The organism is Oceanisphaera ostreae (assembly GCF_042676125.1).
GTDB classification, from domain to species: Bacteria; Pseudomonadota; Gammaproteobacteria; order Enterobacterales; family Aeromonadaceae; genus Oceanimonas; species Oceanimonas ostreae.
In genome coordinates, this window is sequence record NZ_JBHTJS010000002.1 from 17,235 (window position 1) to 32,587 (window position 15,353).

The 15,353-nt window shown below is 46.4% G+C and carries 15 protein-coding genes; 14 read left to right on the forward strand and 1 reads right to left on the reverse strand.

Annotated elements, in window-relative coordinates:
- Window positions 1-53 precede the first annotated feature (53 nt).
- From ACFQ1C_RS00495 to ACFQ1C_RS00530, 8 genes are read left to right on the forward strand one after another with little or no spacing between them, the layout of a single operon-like run.
- The gene (locus tag ACFQ1C_RS00495) at window positions 54-920 is read left to right on the forward strand and encodes an MSHA biogenesis protein MshI (protein ID WP_379556575.1); all 867 of its coding nucleotides are present in this window, start codon (window positions 54-56) and stop codon (window positions 918-920) included.
- The gene (locus ACFQ1C_RS00500) at window positions 917-1,495 is read left to right on the forward strand and encodes a fimbrial assembly protein (RefSeq protein WP_379556576.1); all 579 of its coding nucleotides are present in this window, start codon (window positions 917-919) and stop codon (window positions 1,493-1,495) included. The genes ACFQ1C_RS00495 and ACFQ1C_RS00500 overlap by 4 nt, the downstream gene beginning before the upstream one ends.
- Window positions 1,492-2,178 carry an MSHA biogenesis protein MshJ gene (locus ACFQ1C_RS00505; protein WP_379556577.1) on the forward strand — a complete coding sequence of 229 codons (687 nt, stop codon included), beginning with the start codon at window positions 1,492-1,494 and terminating at the stop codon, window positions 2,176-2,178. The genes ACFQ1C_RS00500 and ACFQ1C_RS00505 overlap by 4 nt, the downstream gene beginning before the upstream one ends.
- Entirely contained in the window at window positions 2,171-2,485 is a 315-nt protein-coding gene (locus ACFQ1C_RS00510; protein WP_379556578.1) for a SctD/MshK family protein, read from the forward strand. Before ACFQ1C_RS00505 ends, ACFQ1C_RS00510 begins: the two co-directional genes overlap by 8 nt.
- Window positions 2,485-4,188: a pilus (MSHA type) biogenesis protein MshL gene (gene mshL / locus ACFQ1C_RS00515; protein WP_379556579.1), complete on the forward strand. Its 1,704-nt coding sequence runs from the start codon at window positions 2,485-2,487 to the stop codon at window positions 4,186-4,188. The genes ACFQ1C_RS00510 and mshL overlap by 1 nt, the downstream gene beginning before the upstream one ends.
- Window positions 4,188-5,072, forward strand: a complete 885-nt coding sequence (locus tag ACFQ1C_RS00520; RefSeq protein WP_379556580.1) for a tetratricopeptide repeat protein — start codon at window positions 4,188-4,190, stop codon at window positions 5,070-5,072. Before mshL ends, ACFQ1C_RS00520 begins: the two co-directional genes overlap by 1 nt.
- Window positions 5,050-6,744, forward strand: coding sequence for a GspE/PulE family protein (locus ACFQ1C_RS00525; protein ID WP_379556581.1), 1,695 nt, complete (start codon window positions 5,050-5,052; stop codon window positions 6,742-6,744). The genes ACFQ1C_RS00520 and ACFQ1C_RS00525 overlap by 23 nt, the downstream gene beginning before the upstream one ends.
- Entirely contained in the window at window positions 6,744-7,964 is a 1,221-nt protein-coding gene (locus ACFQ1C_RS00530; RefSeq protein WP_379556582.1) for a type II secretion system F family protein, read from the forward strand. Before ACFQ1C_RS00525 ends, ACFQ1C_RS00530 begins: the two co-directional genes overlap by 1 nt.
- 137 nt (window positions 7,965-8,101) lie before the next feature.
- Here ACFQ1C_RS00530 and ACFQ1C_RS00535 read toward each other — a convergent pair whose 3' ends face one another.
- Window positions 8,102-8,359, reverse strand: a complete 258-nt coding sequence (locus ACFQ1C_RS00535) for a hypothetical protein (protein WP_379556583.1) — start codon at window positions 8,357-8,359, stop codon at window positions 8,102-8,104.
- 135 nt (window positions 8,360-8,494) lie between these two features.
- Here ACFQ1C_RS00535 and ACFQ1C_RS00540 point away from each other — a divergent pair, with 135 nt between their 5' ends.
- The 6 genes from ACFQ1C_RS00540 to ACFQ1C_RS00565 all read left to right on the forward strand — a co-directional run bounded on the left by ACFQ1C_RS00540 (window position 8,495) and on the right by ACFQ1C_RS00565 (window position 14,632).
- The gene (locus ACFQ1C_RS00540) at window positions 8,495-8,980 is read left to right on the forward strand and encodes a pilus assembly FimT family protein (protein ID WP_379556584.1); all 486 of its coding nucleotides are present in this window, start codon (window positions 8,495-8,497) and stop codon (window positions 8,978-8,980) included.
- Between the two features lie 216 nt (window positions 8,981-9,196).
- Window positions 9,197-9,784 carry a pilus assembly FimT family protein gene (locus tag ACFQ1C_RS00545; protein WP_379556585.1) on the forward strand — a complete coding sequence of 196 codons (588 nt, stop codon included), beginning with the start codon at window positions 9,197-9,199 and terminating at the stop codon, window positions 9,782-9,784.
- Window positions 9,774-10,376 carry a type IV pilus modification PilV family protein gene (locus tag ACFQ1C_RS00550; RefSeq protein WP_379556586.1) on the forward strand — a complete coding sequence of 201 codons (603 nt, stop codon included), beginning with the start codon at window positions 9,774-9,776 and terminating at the stop codon, window positions 10,374-10,376. The genes ACFQ1C_RS00545 and ACFQ1C_RS00550 overlap by 11 nt, the downstream gene beginning before the upstream one ends.
- Before the next feature lie 23 nt (window positions 10,377-10,399).
- Window positions 10,400-11,170 carry a type II secretion system protein gene (locus ACFQ1C_RS00555; RefSeq protein ID WP_379556587.1) on the forward strand — a complete coding sequence of 257 codons (771 nt, stop codon included), beginning with the start codon at window positions 10,400-10,402 and terminating at the stop codon, window positions 11,168-11,170.
- Window positions 11,160-11,567 (forward strand): hypothetical protein, encoded by a 408-nt coding sequence (locus ACFQ1C_RS00560; protein ID WP_379556588.1) that lies wholly within the window; start codon window positions 11,160-11,162, stop codon window positions 11,565-11,567. The genes ACFQ1C_RS00555 and ACFQ1C_RS00560 overlap by 11 nt, the downstream gene beginning before the upstream one ends.
- On the forward strand, window positions 11,564-14,632 hold the full coding sequence (locus ACFQ1C_RS00565) for a DUF6701 domain-containing protein (RefSeq protein ID WP_379556589.1): 3,069 nt from the start codon (window positions 11,564-11,566) through the stop codon (window positions 14,630-14,632). The genes ACFQ1C_RS00560 and ACFQ1C_RS00565 overlap by 4 nt, the downstream gene beginning before the upstream one ends.
- Window positions 14,633-15,353: the final 721 nt, after the last annotated feature.

Below are 15,353 nucleotides of genomic sequence, written 5' to 3' on the forward strand. Positions count from 1 at the left end.
TTAAACGCTTTTAACTCTCTATACTAGCCCTTTATTTGTTTTGTGCGGTAAAAATGGAACTTGTACCTAATTGGTTAAAACCTAGTCGCGCGACCTCTGCGGTAGGCCTTTACATTACTCCCACTCACTTACTGGCCATTGATGAGCTAAAGCCTACCGAAGTGCTAGAGCGAGCAGTTGGCAAAGGTGAGTCTGTGCCTGCCGCCCTTCGTGCCTTTATTGAAGAGCAGAAGTGGCAAGGGCGGCGTTTGTCTATTGCGCTTAATCGGCAGTGGTATAAACAGAGTCAAATAGAAAAGCCGGCGATGCCCGATGAAGAGTTGGCGCAAGCGCTGCCTTTTTGTATGCGTGACTTGGTCGATGTTCCTGTCGAAAGCTTACTATTCGACTATATCGACTTGCCCGCAGGCCCAGCAGGGCAAGCGCGCATTGCCGTTTACAGCAGTAAGCGAGAGCAACTAGCAAGCTTGGTACAAGCGGTCACTCCCCAATGTGAGATTGCCACCATTGGTGTAGATGAATTAGCCATTGCTAACGTGTTAGCGCCAGAAGTGCGTGGCTTATTGCTACATAAGGTGCCGGGGCAAGAGCTAACACTTACTTTTATTCATCAGCGCCAATGGCACTTTTCTCGCACTATTCGGGGGTTTCAAGCGCTAGATGATGAAAGTATGTCTGCCGATCAGTTTGTGTTCGACAACCTATTGCTTGAGCTGCAACGCAGCATTGACTATGCCGTAGGCCAACTTAAACTTACCGCACCAGATAAGTGGTATCTCGCATTACCGCAGCGCGTAACTCCCGCTATTACCGACGCCATTAGTCAGGTGTTTGATATTAAGCCTCAATCTCTAACCTCTGGTGCATTAAGCCCAATGAGCTTGCCTGCATTAGGCATATTAAAAGAGGGGCAAGCGTGAAGCATCGCATTGAATTTTATCAAGCCGCGTTAAAGCCAAGCCAAGACCCAGCCAGCATAACTACATTATGGCGAGTCAGCTTGGCCATTGTAGTGTTGTGGGGGCTGGTGTTCGCATATTCAGGCTTCACTCGCTATCAGCTTGAACAGCAAAATAACACCTTGCAAGCCACGTTAATGGCCGATACCCGCAATGTAGATAAGCTGCGTGAAACCTTAGCGCTACTAACGGGCCGCAAAGACGACACGGAACATGATCGCATAGAGCAAAACATTAGAGCCCGTCAGCAATTGCTTAGCCTGCTGTCACAACAAAACTTGGTTTCTTATGCCAATACCTTAAATGATTTGGCGCATATTCCTTGGCAAGGGGTGGCATTAAAAGGGCTAACCCTGCAAGGCAAACAAATGGTGCTGCGTGGTGAAGCCGCCAAGGCCAGTGCCGTGCCGGCCTGGATCTTGGGTTTTGAGCAACGTAGCAGCTTGCGCGGCCATGGTTTTGGTCAACTGGCCATCAGTCAGCAACCAGAAGGCGGCTTAAGTTTCAGCCTCTACAGTGCGGAGGTGACGCCATGAGTGCTATCAAGCAGCAAATAGAAGATTTGCACAGCCGTTTTATTGCATTATCTCAGCGTGAACGCTGGTTAGTGCTGGGCGCTTGTTGGGCGTTAGTGGCTTGGCTAGGACTGGTATTGTATGAATCTACGTTGGAGGCTAGCGTAGAGCAGTATCAAACTGAGCAACAGGCGCTCACTCGCCAGCTGGCAGAACAAGAACAAATTAAAGTCGAAATGAGCCAAGGTATTGCAAAATTATCCAATAACGATAATGCGCAGCAGCTAGCGCGGCTTAATCGGCGCTTGAGTCAACTTAACGACAACGTTGATGAAAGAATGCGTACCTTAGTTGAGCCAGAACAAATGTCGGGCTTATTGCTGACCATGCTAGAGCAAAGCAAGGGCTTAGAGCTGCTTGAGTTGAGCAATCAGCCTCCTCAGCGATTAAACCCGAGCACCAGTACGAATGAAAATAGTCAGCAAAGTGACCAAGAATATAGCGAGCCTTTATACCGACACGATATTAGCCTGTTGCTGAGTGGTAGCTATATGGAGCTACTTGATTACGTAAAACAACTAGAGCAGTTGTCTGGCCGTATTTTTTGGCGCGGTCTTGAATTTGAGTTAGAAACCTACCCAGACGCCAGCATTAGGCTCGACTTTTTTACTATTAGCCAATACAAGGAGCTGTTACGTGGTTAATTCATTATTGTTATTGCTGCTGAGTACCAGCCCAGGGTTACAAGACCCCACTCGGCCACTGCAAAATGCGCCTATTGAGGTAATAGCACCCATAGAGCAGGTGCAACTTGCTGCTTCATTAAAGCTGCAAGCCATTTTTAGCGGCGGTAGAGCCAGTGCCATTATTGACGGGCAGCGCTATCACGTGGGTGACACCGTGCAAGACTACCGCTTGGCCCGTATTCAACCGACCCAAGTGTTGCTTGAAGGGCAAAGTGAGCCCCTAACACTGACGTTATTTCCCTCATTATCGACGCTGAGTAACTAATGAATCTAACACTACGACCTTTAGCGGTAGCCTTGTTAGGCGCCTCACTTGCAGCTTGTATTGCCACTCCCGATGGTTCTATACCCAAGGCGGCACTAGATGAAGCGTTGAATAGCCGGCCCGATGCGGTGCCCAGCGCGGTAGAAAATGAATTACTTAACGTGCCCTCAACACGAGCCGCGCAATTACCCGAACCAAGAATGCGCCGTTTTAATATTGCCGCCAATAATGTAGGCGCTAAAAGCTTTTTTAATGCCTTGGCCGAACAGCATGGCATTAGTGTTGCTGTTCACCCCGACGTTGATGGCACCATTAGTATTAATTTACGCCAAGCGACACTACGCGACAGTTTAGCGTCCATCTCGCAACTATATGGTTATGGTATAGAGCATAAAAATGGCGTATATCAGGTGTTTCCTAATGGCGTACGCTCTCGTACCTTTAACGTAAACTACCTGATGTTATCGCGCCAAGGCCAATCGCAAACCGCCATTAGCGGTAGTAACTTATCCAATTCAGATGGTGAAAGCAGCAGCACCAATGACTCCACTCGCATTAGTACTGAGTCTACCAATGACTTTTGGGCCGATCTTGAATCAGCACTTAGTCGTTTGATCGGTAGCAAAGATGATCGCGTAGTAGTGACTAACCCGCAAGCGGGTTTAGTGAGCGTTCGCGCCGCCCCTGATGAGTTAGCGCTAGTAGAAGACTTTTTAAATCAAGCCGAACGACAGTTGAAGCGCCAGGTTATTTTAGAAGCGCGCATCGTTGAAGTTGAACTAAGCGATGGTTATGAGCAAGGTATTGATTGGCAGCAACTACAATCAGGTTCTGGCGCAAAAATAACACCCCCGTCCCGTGTAACTGGTAATGTAAATCCTTTTCCTGGGTTTTCAAGCCCAGTAACGGATCTATTAGGCGGCGGCGCGGTGTTTAACTTTACCGATGGTAAATTTACGACAGCGATTAGTCTTTTAGAAACCCAGGGTGAAGTAAACACCTTATCTAACCCTCGAGTGACCACCAGTAACAACCAAAAAGCGGTGATAAAAGTGGGTACCGACGAGTACTTCGTCACCAACTTTACGCTGGAAACCACAACCAACAGTAGTGGTGGCACTCAACAGTCACCTGATATCGAGTTGAAGCCATTTTTCTCCGGTATCTCACTGGATGTTACGCCGCAAATATCGGACGACAACAGAGTACTACTGCACATACACCCTACGGTGAGTGAAGTCACCGACGGCGAAAAACGCATTAACTTTGGCGTTAATGGCGGTGAAGTTATTTTACCGCTAGCCCGCAGCACGGTGCGCGAGTCCGACACCATAGTAGAAGCCCGCTCCGGTGAGATGATCATCATCGGTGGTCTAATGCAAGAAAAGCAAAGAGAAGTAAACAGTGGTGTACCTGTTTTAAGTAGAATTCCGATATTGGGTAACTTGTTTAAAAACCGTAATTTAACAACGATCAAAAGCGAACTCGTGATCATGTTACGCCCAGTAGTAGTAGCTGAAAACACCTGGCAAGACGAACTACAGCGCTCACGCGATTTATTGGATAAATGGTATCCAGAACAGCAGCAACCCATACGTAATGTAGACAGTGGTGCCATGAACATGTCTGAATCTGCACCGAGTCGTGTCAACGTTAGTGTGCAACAACAACCAATACGCCAAATTGATAGGAGCCGCCTGTAATGATGCGGCTAATAATAGCCAAGCTTACGGCTAAAAAACCGCTATGGCTGGCGAGTGTGTGCCTGTTGGTATGGCAAGTGCCCCCCTTGCTGGCGCACGGTCAAGAGCTGGCAGCACCTGACTATGCCAATGTGCCGATGACGGACTTAATGGTGAACTTACCCGATGCGGATATTGACACCTTTGCCACCGAGTTTTTACGGCAGTCCGCAAGTCAGCAGCCCATTCAAACAGTCAGTCTGCCTAAGCCGGTCGTTCGTGGCCCAAGCAAACTGGATTTTAATGAAGTGGTGCTAGGCCGTAGCGAGTGGCTATCGGAAATAAATGCTCAAGTTGATAGCGCTTTAGCTAACAATAACTGGCCGTTAGCAGAGGTAAAATTAGCGCAAGTCTTGGCAGAATATCCAGATGCCCACGACAGTCGCTTGCGCTTGGCCTCGTTGTTATATGGCCGCGGTGCCTTGGGGCAAACCCGTGCCGTATTACAACAAGGGTTAGAATTAGCCCCAAAGCAGGCCGACTTGCGGTTAACCTTGGCGCGATTATTAGCTGAGCAACAGCGCTTTGCTGCAGCATTACAGCAACTCAGTGAAGCCAACCCAGTGCTGGCTGAAAACTTAGATTATTACAGTTTAAAAGCAGAGGTAGCGAGGCGCAGCGGCGAATGTGAGCAATCTATTGCGACTTATCGCCAATTATTAGCCCACAGCCGAGTGGGCTCTTGGTGGTTAGGGTTGGGCTTATGTCAGCGCGAGCTAGGTGAAGAATACCAAACCGCGTTTATGCAGGCTCAGGCCAGCGCCGACTTAGGATTAGCCTCGCAACGTTTTGTAGATCAGCAGCTAGGGCAACGGGAGCAAAATGTCAAAGCACAAACTAACTAAGCGCCTTGGTGAGCTGTTAATCGATCATCAGGTGATTAGCCAACAGCAGCTAGATGCCGTGCTGGCGCAACAGCAAACCGAAGGCGGGCGCATTGGTGCACTCATGGTGCAAATGGGCATATTAACCGAGCTAGAGCTGCTGGGCTTTGTAGCTGAGCAATTGAGCTTGCCGTTATTAGACCTCAATAAAATTGATATCGACGCCAAAGCCGTTAAATTATTGTCTGAGGTGTATGCGCGCCGCCATCGTGCCTTAGTGATCTCGGCTGACGACATGCAAGCCACCGTAGTGTTATCGGACCCCGCCGATCTTGATACTCAAGACGCCATTAGTAACTTATTATCGCCGCGAGAAGTACACTTAGCGGTCGCCCCACAAAGCCAGTTATTTGGCTTGTACGATCAGCTATATCGCCGTACCGACGACATCGCCAACCTTGCCGAGCAGTTACAAGGCGAAAACGCCCCTCGCAGACCCACTATAGAAGCCGAAGGGCTAGATGACAGCGATGCCACCGTTGCTAAGCTGCTGTATTCGATGTTTGAAGATGCGCTGCAAGTGGGCGCATCTGATATTCATATTGAACCCGATAAAACCCTAATCCGCTTTCGCATGCGCGTAGATGGTCGTTTACAAGAGACCGAGCTAAAAGAAGTCAACATAGCACCGGCGTTAGTGTCGCGACTTAAAATAATGGCCGGGCTGGATATTTCTGAGCGCCGCTTACCCCAAGATGGCCGTTTTGCCTTAACCATCAAAGGCAGCCCCGTAGATATTCGTATGGCTACCATGCCCGTACAATTTGGTGAATCCGTGGTCTTGCGGTTATTAGACCAGTCTCAAGGTATTCGTAGCCTAGATAAAGCCGGCATGCCGCCTGAATTGCTTAGCGCTTTTCGGCGCAAGCTAGCCAGCCCCAACGGCATTATTCTGGTCACCGGCCCCACCGGTAGCGGTAAAACCACTACGCTGTACGGTGCGCTAACCGAGCTGAACACGCCGGAGCGGAAAATTATTACCGCCGAAGATCCGGTGGAATATCAGCTGTCTCGGGTAAATCAAGTGCAGGTAAACACCAAAGCCGGCTTAACCTTTGCTGGCATTTTGCGTACCAGCCTGCGCCAAGACCCCGACGTATTACTAATTGGTGAAATGCGCGACCAAGAAACTGCCGAAATCGCCATGCGCGGTGCACTTACTGGTCACTTGGTATTATCCACCTTGCACACCAACGATGCCCCCAGCTCCGCAATACGACTAATGGACATGGGCGTGCCCGGTTACTTGGTGGCCAGCACCCTAAAAGGCGTATTAGCCCAACGCTTAGTGCGCCGGTTATGTGAATATTGCAAGGTTGAACACCCGCTTGACCAAAGCGAGCAGCAATTTTTGCAATATTTAAGTCCTGGCACAGCCAGCACCTTTTATCAAGGTGCTGGCTGTGCCAGTTGTAACCATACCGGTGCTAAAGGGCGGTTAGGGGTTTATGAGTGGCTAGAAATTAGCCACGATATGGCCGACAGTCTGCGCGAACAAAATATAGAAAGCTTTAACCAGTTAGTCTCCAATGATGCCGGCTATGTTACCTTGGCTCATTCAGCGCTTAAATTGGCACGGGCTGGCGACATCGCCTTGAGTGAAGTGCTGCGCTTAAGTGAGTGGATAGACTGATGGCATATTTTCAGTATCGAGCGCGTAACGCTCGTGGCGAGCTTAACCAGGGGCGGCTTGAAGCGACGTCTGCCGCCGCCGCCGCCGACAGTTTGATTGCTGCCGGCTTAATGCCCGTAGAAATCAAAGAAGCCAGTAAAAACATTAAAAGTGGTTTTAAGTGGCAAGCCTTTTTGCACGGTGGCGTTAAGCTCGAAGTATTACTGATTTTGTGTCGGCAGTTTTCCTCGCTTACCCGCGCCGGCATTCCCATTTTGCGCATCGTTGAAGGGCTGCGCGACACCACCGATAACAAACTACTGATCACCGCACTCAACGAGGTGGCCGGCGCTCTTAACCAAGGGCAAACCCTGTCTAATGCCTTGGCGGCACACCCGCATATATTTAACAGTTTGTTTGTCTCTTTGGTTGACGTAGGTGAAAGCACCGGTCAGCTAGAAGAAGCCTTTTTGCAACTGGCTCATTATTTTCAACTGGAATTAGATACTAAACGACGGGTAAAAGCGGCAACCCGCTACCCCATGTTTGTGTCTATCGCCATGGTCGCTGCCATGGTGGTGATGAACATTTATGTTATTCCCGCCTTTAGTGGCATTTTTGCCGGGCTAGGCGCCGACTTGCCCTGGACCACACGGTTGCTGATCAGCTCTTCGGAGTTTTTTACCAACTACATTTGGCACATGGTAGTGGGTACCATAGTGGGCGCAGTGTTACTCATGCGCTATGTGAAAACCAAGTCTGGCAAACTGCGTTGGCACACCATATTACTGCGCATCCCCATCATTGGGCCCTTGGTAACACGCATTTTATTGGCGCGTTTTTGCCGTAGCTTTTCGATGATGCTGGGTGCGGGGGTACCGATCGTACAAGTACTTACCTTGGCCGGTAACGCCACTGGCAATGCCTATTTAACTAAGGCCATATTGCAGATGGGCGACAAACTAGCCTCGGGCAATAGCCTGTCGCGAGTGGCCACCGACAGCGGCGTGTTTACCCCGCTTATTTTGCAAATGTTTAAGGTGGGTGAAGAAACCGGCCGCGTAGACCAAATGGTGATGGAAGCAGGCAAGTTTTATGAGGAAGAAGTCGACTACGACATTACTAACCTCACCTCTAAAATCGAGCCCATCCTGATCGTGGCTATTTCTGGCATGGTATTGATTTTGGCGCTGGGTATTTTTACCCCCATGTGGGACATGGTCGGTTTGGTTGGGAAGTAAAAGACATAGTGCCCAGCTAAAACATAACCCCGGCAACACTAAAGACTCTTTGCAACGGAATCCACGGAACCCACGGAAAATAGAGACAAAATCTGAAAAGAGACTTTGATGGTAAGAGCCAGTGCTATACTGCGCCGTCAGGTGAAACCGAAACAGGTCATCTTTAACGTAAGGCGTACAGCGTTAGACGCGGGCGTACCGCTTTCTTTCGTCGTCATTGCGAGGAGTGCAGCGACGCGGCAATCTAGGTTTGGCACGGTATAGGTCTGAAGGGTGGATTGCCGCGCTGCACTCGCAATGACAAGAAAGAAGGGCGGCTTTTCAGATTTGATCACTATTTTTCCGTGTTCTTCTACGGATTCCGTTGCAAAATTGAGGGGGATGGCTTCCGCCATGTGGACTTTTTTTAAACAATAACAGTTGAATAGCCCCAAGTGGAACGGTATTATTGGTGACAAGTATATCAATGTGTACACTTAGTTTTAAGTCGTGCAAAACAATTTTACAACAACAAGATCAAGGAACAACATATGAGAAGAAGTGCGGGTTTTACCCTAATTGAGTTAGTTATAGTAATGGTGATTTTAGGTATATTAGGCGCAGTAGCTGCACCGCGTTTCTTAAATTTACAAAATGACGCCTATAGCGCTAGTTTAAAAGCATTGCGTAGTAATATGCAATCTGCACTGCAAATGGCGAATGTTAAAGCGGTGCTGGAAGGCAAAGAGCAGAGTCCCACTTGGAACGGTACTGGTGAGTTCACTGGTGTTGTGTTTAAATATGGCTATCCAGCAGCGGCACCAACTGGGATATTAGCTGCTCTGCAAGGTCTGGAGGCTGGTTCAGGTGATGACAAAACACCTAGTGGCAAGCCTTACACCTATATCCTCGATGCATCCTTAAACACATTAACCATAAGACCCTCTAAGAAGAATGTAAGTGACTGTCAAATCGTATATAGAGAAGCGGTGTCAGGTGGAACAGCGTTATTGAACATGAATTCATCGGGTTGTTAATTAAGATAAAATAAAAAGGCGGCTTAGGCCGCCTTATTTTCCCGGTGATTTGGTTAGCCTTAACTACACAGTTAGGCTAACCAAGGTATCGGGTAGATTTAAATTAAATGATAATCAATGCTACATTAAGCATAAAGGCACATTCATTTACTATTAACGCCAAGTTCAAGTACTCGCCACAAGGAATGAGAACCGTGATTGATAAGAGATTATTTATTGAACCATCCTAGCTCGTTACTTAACTTTCAATCTAGCTTTCCACTTCACTGGCAATCTAAACAGTCGGGCTTTACCCTAATCGAGCTGGTGTTGGTGTTGGTGTTGGTGGGTATTTTAAGCGCAGTAGTCGCCCCGCGCTTAATGATTAACAGTCAGTTTGAAGGCCGCCTGCAAGCCGATAAGTTGGTGGGCTTATTGCGCCAAGCACAGCTCAGAGCCATGAACGATCCACAAGCAGTTAAGATCGGATCTGAGCCCTCTCGTTGTTCTAAAGTGTTTATTAATACTGACGGCTTCTCCATTGCTAACAATTGCGAGTCTGGTTTGTTGAGTAAAGAAGTAATTAACACGAATGCGAGCCAAGGATATTTCGTCGGTACAAGAGACTTCAATAATTCTGCTTATACCGGACCATCTCTCACGGTACAATTTGGTCAGCCAGCAACAGACACTAAGTTTCTAAGCGAACCTAGCTTATTAGGCCAGCCATTTATTGGCAGTGAGCAACTTAAAAAAACCTTAACCATCACTATCGGTGGTAAAGCCGTACACATAGAACCAGAGGGTTATATTCATGGCCCTTAATCTCCGCTTTATATTTTCTCGCATGCCTTCTCTTATACCTAACAAACCAGTCGTTAAGCTTAAACAAGCGGGCGTTAGTTTATTAGAGTTTGTGCTGGGTTTGGTATTGCTCGCTATCGTGTTGCTCGGTGTCACGCTTTTTTATGCAAATAATACTCGCCAACTCGATCCGGTATTTCAATTTCGAGCCGTATCCTTAGCCGAAGCCTTGGCCGAGCAAGTGCTATCTGTAAAATACGATGCCGCCAATAACCCATTTGAGCAAAAACGCTGTGGTGTAGACGGAGCTTCTGCTTGTGAAAATAAACCTGATGATACATACGATAAACTCACCGAGTTTAGTCAGGTGGATGACTTTCAGCTGTGGTGCAATACCGGGCCTGACAATGAAATCGGCCCTATCAAGGGCGATGAATTAGCAGCACAGCTTAGTTTAGCTCGCACCGAATTATACCAAAACTTTATGGTAGAAACCTGTGTAGATATAACTCACGTGACGGAAGACCCACCCTATAAAGAGGTCAGCATTAAAGTCAGTATCAACTCAGGGGCAGATATCGTCTTTAAACTGCAACGGTATAATATCCGATGAGCCTTTTCTATAAAACATCAGCCATGAAACATCGTGGTTTTACCTTAATCGAACTGGTGATAGTGCTAGTGCTCATTGCCATTAGCTCGATGATCGGTTTGCGTTTTATTAGCGATATGGCGTACAACCATGTGTCGAGTGCCGAACGTGGCCAGGCCTTAGCCGGAGCGCGTTTTGCCATCGAGCGACTGCGCCGCGAGTTGAGTCTGGCTTATGGGCCCAGTGTGTATGTGAGTGCGAATAGCCGCTGCATCAGCTATGTTCCTGTGGTGGTGGCGGGTACTTATACTAGGCAAGTGCTAGACGCCAGCGCCGAGTTTATTATGCCGATCAGCTTGGAGCAAACCGCGATGAACGGCACTAATATGGCAATTAACGCCCCCAGTGCCATTGATAGTGACCTAGCGGCATGGCAGAGCTACCCCGCTGACTTGCCAGAAAATGTGGTGGGTTTAAAAGCGGGTATTACTATGGCTAACCCATTAGCGTTTGCTGACGCATTTACCAATACCAGCCCGACCGGCTTTACATCGGATAGCCCCAAAGAGCGCTACACCTTGTTAAAGCCCGAACAAGTGCGCTTTTGTTCGCGAGATAACGGCGATCTGGTTCGAGAGGTGCGCTCCAATAGCAGCTGGGAGCAGCTCAGCAGGATGTTGACCGGTTTACAATCGGCACAAATCTTCGGTGACTATCATCAGGCGTCACAACTGGTCACCGTCGACTTTACTTTAACGACCCGAGACGGCGATTTGGTACTGTCCAGCCAATTACAGGTGGGTTATGAGCCTTAAACCGTTTCGCCAGCCGTGGTCTCGACAAAAAGGCAGCATGCTAATTAGCGTGTTGTTTATGATAGTAGTGCTAGGTGGTTTAATGGCGGCCATGAGCACGCTTTCAAGCCAAAGTAGCCAACAATTAGTCTATGAAGTAAAAGCACTTAAAGCCCGGTTAATTGCCGAGTCGGTGCTAGAACAACAGATTTATGCCTCACTTGGCGACATAGAAGCAGATGAAGTTTATTCGGAGGCAGATAAATATGTTGAAAAGGGATGTAGTGCGTATATTCATCCGCTGGAATCGCCGCTTACCAGCCAAGTTAAGCAAATAAATATTATCGCCACTGGCGAGTGTAGCTCAGGCCAATTAACGGTAATACGAAACATTGAAGTTGAGGTGATTGAACGATGAACATTAAAAATTTAGTGCTAGCCATTACACTATTCTCTATTTTCTCTGCAGCCCAAGCCACAGAAAGTGATCCGAAAATAACCACAACCATCGCCGAACTTTTTCCTTTTGCGGCTCAGAGTAATGATGAGCAGGGGGAGATCGATATGGATGATGATAGTTATATTAATGGCACTAACAATCGAGCCCTTGATTTTAAGTTTCAAGATGATTTAGATGGTGCATGTGATGGGAAGAAATGCACGTTAAGTAACGAAATTGGTCTTGCAGCTTTATTGCCAACCTATAAGCCAGATTTGGTTGAATTTCCGTCTGAATTTAAAGAAAATAAATCCTCACGTGAACTGCAATGTACTAAAAGTAACCAATCAAAAAGTGATAGTGATAACGATTTTAAAAAAATAAAACTAGATGAAAAAAATTGTGAAATTACCTTAACTAGTACCTCTGATAGCTTTCATATTAAAGAACTTAAAGTGGAGGGCGGCGGTACACTGACCCTGCCTGCAGGTGATTACTGGATTGAAGATCTTGATATTGATGGTGGACAGTTAAACATTGATGGTGATGCTAATTTTTATATTTATGATGAAGTAAACATTAAAAATGCAGGCGAAATAACGGGTTTGAATATATATGCACCCAATAAAGACATTAGAATTGAAAAAACCAAATTCACAGGCGGTTTGTTTACTAATAAAAAACTAGAGGTTAAAGGAAGCAAGTCAGATGTGAGTGGTCGTATTTCAGCAGATAAGCTGGTTCTAAAAGGAAAGTTAAATCTAGCTGTTGGTAATTATCATTTTCACGAAATAGAGCTAAAAAAAAAATCCAACCTAGAAACGGTTGGCCCTGTCACGTTATATATTGAAAGCGAGTTAGACCTTAAGGAAAAAGCAGAGCTTGGTAGTGAAGACCAGCCAGTTACTATTTTTGTATATGGGCAAGAAAACCTATATGTGAATCGAGACGATGATGACGACGACGACGACGACAAAGATGATGGCGAGGTTGATCTGGATAAAGGTGCTAAAATTTATGGCTTTGTTTACGTTGAAGGTGAACTAGACTTAGATGAAAGTGCTGGTATTTATGGCGCAGTAAATGTCATTCATCTTGATATGGATAAAAAAAGCTTTATTGACAATGGTACACAAGCCGGTTTTGATGTAGATCATTACGAATTGCACTTTAATAGTTGCAATGCTCAGCTTGTTGTTAAGGCATGCGGCGATGCAATTTGCTCACCTAAAAACCTATATAGAAATAAAGCAACTGTGCACGTAAAAAATCAGGGTGAACCATATAAGAACTTATATAAATTTAAAGATTTTGAAGGATTGCATAGTACGAACATCACCGAAAAAGCAGAACAACTGGAGTATCAGTTTGAGTTGGGCTATCACTCTTCAGGTAAAGGAAACCTTGATCCTCAACCTAAAAACGATCTAGTTTGCTATGTCGATGGTGTTAGAACTTGTTTTGTGGAGCGCCGCTATAATGGCTCTAATGATGGCGAGTTAACACTAAGAGTAGACACTGCTTATGCAAGTGGAATGGCTCCTATTTCTTTAACTGGCGGCTGTTTGATTGACAATGAAGAAGTTGAAGTTGAATTCGGCTTTGATGGCAATGAAAGTGGAAAAAATAAATCATTAACAATCATGCGACCTGGTTATTTAGCCGTTGATGTGAGTTTGGAAGAAAAGAAATCGCTGACGTTGCCACTTAACGGAGCGAGCATCCGTTATCCCGTTGCCGATTTATTAACCTTGAGTATTAAGAAAAAATTACCAGATGAAACATACGGTGACAAGTTAACCGACAAGGTCGCTTTTGTTCCTAAAAGCTGGCAGGTACAAAATCCCGTTAATTGTGGTGATGAGGATGGCTTCGAATATATACGGGATGCAGAAACCTGCACTGTATTAGCGGCTGTTGGTGATGATGTTAATTTTGGCATCTCGGCACTGGATATAAATAACAAACCACTATCTCTGGATTGGCTGAAAGAAAAATTCGATACGGATAGCCTGATACAGGCTGTCACCAAACACCCACATAAAAATATGGCAGGGAATATAACGTTATTTAAGCTTAATGATGAAGATGATACGAAATCTCAACATACAGTAAAACCCGACATTGTTGGTGCTGTTGAAATCATCACCAATTCTTGGGAGGCGGATTATATCCCCGATGGGGATGCTAAGATGCCAACATCAGGTGAAAGTAAATATATCGGCCGAGCTGTACCAGTTTCGCTTCGTATAAAAAAAGCAGAAAGCGGAGATATTACTGGAAACGTTGTATATGCGGCCCATCCGGCCCCGATTACTTTTAACACAACGCCCAGTTTTACAGTGCAAGGCCTCGACACACAAGGTAAAGTGTTGCCCAGTTATAGTGGTGAATTTTCCAGTGGACTTGATACGAATAGCCAAGTCCAACTTGCTACCAAGCTGTCTAATTCCGAATTGTCACTTATTTACTCTGAGCCGGAAACCGGCAAACATTTACTTAAGGTCGATACAGCTGATTTAGCTTTTATTAAAGATGAGCCTTTTGCTGAAACTGACTTATCGTTGCCGCTCATATTGACGATTTATACTCACGATAGTATGTCAGGCGTAACAGGCAACACTACTTTAGCTGCTGAAGAAGATAAATTACGCTTTGGTTTTTTATCACTGGACGGTCTCGAGTTACCGGTTGGGCAGGCCGGTGAGATGAAAACACATTTAAATTACTATTTGAAGTACGATTCGAAAGAAATTAACACTGTGAATGAAGACAGCGATTTTCCTTACGAGTTAACAGCTAGTAATAAACCTGTTTTAGAGTCTTCACTTTCTCCGTCGCCTCAGTTGAGAGTGACTGCAAAAGAACTCGAGGTGCCCGCTTATGAACAACCATGGAAAGGTACGGTCAAGATAAAAGTGCCACATTGGTTGAAGCCCGATACAAGCAGTGATTGGATAGTTCCGGCAACACTAACCATCACCTCTGACGCCCGTAAACGCGGTAACGACCGAGTATTTAACCGCCGCGAGGTGGTGCGATAACCGATGGTACAGCACTAAGCCTTACGCTATACGCCGTAAGTTAAAGACAAACACTGTCTTTTGTAGCCCGCCGCTTCAAGCTGTTGGTCCTGTGGAACAGGATGGCTGTTAAATCTCGCAGAGACAGACTGCTAGCTAAAACAGCCGCTACAAAAACATCAAAGATAAATGCAAAACTCTGATTTTGGCTTAAGTGTTGGGCGTTAATCTTTGACTGATAGCTTATGGCTGAAAGCTGCTCGAAGGGCTTATTCGTACCAATAACATCACTTGGACCTTTTCGCTCTTATCCCATGTTAATTTTTCCGTGGGGCCTGTGGATTCCGTTGCAAAAATAGGTTTTGCTCTGGTGCCGTCAATAGGTTCCGCCAGCGGCGAAATGCGAGAGTAAACGTTCGCCAACAAAACCCAGAGCAGATACCGGGGCCGTCATGCCGGGCCACGACCCGGTACCGGCATAAGGGACAACACCAAACCAACCTAATATTCAGCTCTGTTTCGCCTGTCACTTTTGCATGTGTCTAATCTCAGCCCTTACCCATCAAGATCCCTTTCAGATCTGATCACTACTTTTCCGTGAGTTCCGTTGCAAAAATAGGTTTTGGTGTTGAGGTTTTTCCGTGACTCTCGTAGCAAAGAAGCGTGGTAAAAATGGTTTGGGATTGATGGTGTTATATTGTCCACTTTGTATTTTTTAGCTGCTAACTTGATGCTGCGCAAA

What these genes read in the sequence shown, in the direction of transcription:
- ACFQ1C_RS00550 (WP_379556586.1), top strand. Translation starts at nt 9,774, where the DNA reads ATGGCCCTTAATCTCCGCTTTATATTTTCTCGCATGCCTTCTCTTATA.
- ACFQ1C_RS00565 (WP_379556589.1), top strand. Translation starts at nt 11,564, where the DNA reads ATGAACATTAAAAATTTAGTGCTAGCCATTACACTATTCTCTATTTTC.
- ACFQ1C_RS00555 (WP_379556587.1), top strand. Translation starts at nt 10,400, where the DNA reads ATGAAACATCGTGGTTTTACCTTAATCGAACTGGTGATAGTGCTAGTG.
- ACFQ1C_RS00520 (WP_379556580.1), top strand. Translation starts at nt 4,188, where the DNA reads ATGATGCGGCTAATAATAGCCAAGCTTACGGCTAAAAAACCGCTATGG.
- ACFQ1C_RS00535 (WP_379556583.1), bottom strand. Translation starts at nt 8,359, where the DNA reads ATGGCGGAAGCCATCCCCCTCAATTTTGCAACGGAATCCGTAGAAGAA.
- ACFQ1C_RS00525 (WP_379556581.1), top strand. Translation starts at nt 5,050, where the DNA reads ATGTCAAAGCACAAACTAACTAAGCGCCTTGGTGAGCTGTTAATCGAT.
- ACFQ1C_RS00530 (WP_379556582.1), top strand. Translation starts at nt 6,744, where the DNA reads ATGGCATATTTTCAGTATCGAGCGCGTAACGCTCGTGGCGAGCTTAAC.
- ACFQ1C_RS00495 (WP_379556575.1), top strand. Translation starts at nt 54, where the DNA reads ATGGAACTTGTACCTAATTGGTTAAAACCTAGTCGCGCGACCTCTGCG.
- ACFQ1C_RS00560 (WP_379556588.1), top strand. Translation starts at nt 11,160, where the DNA reads ATGAGCCTTAAACCGTTTCGCCAGCCGTGGTCTCGACAAAAAGGCAGC.
- ACFQ1C_RS00505 (WP_379556577.1), top strand. Translation starts at nt 1,492, where the DNA reads ATGAGTGCTATCAAGCAGCAAATAGAAGATTTGCACAGCCGTTTTATT.
- mshL (WP_379556579.1), top strand. Translation starts at nt 2,485, where the DNA reads ATGAATCTAACACTACGACCTTTAGCGGTAGCCTTGTTAGGCGCCTCA.
- ACFQ1C_RS00540 (WP_379556584.1), top strand. Translation starts at nt 8,495, where the DNA reads ATGAGAAGAAGTGCGGGTTTTACCCTAATTGAGTTAGTTATAGTAATG.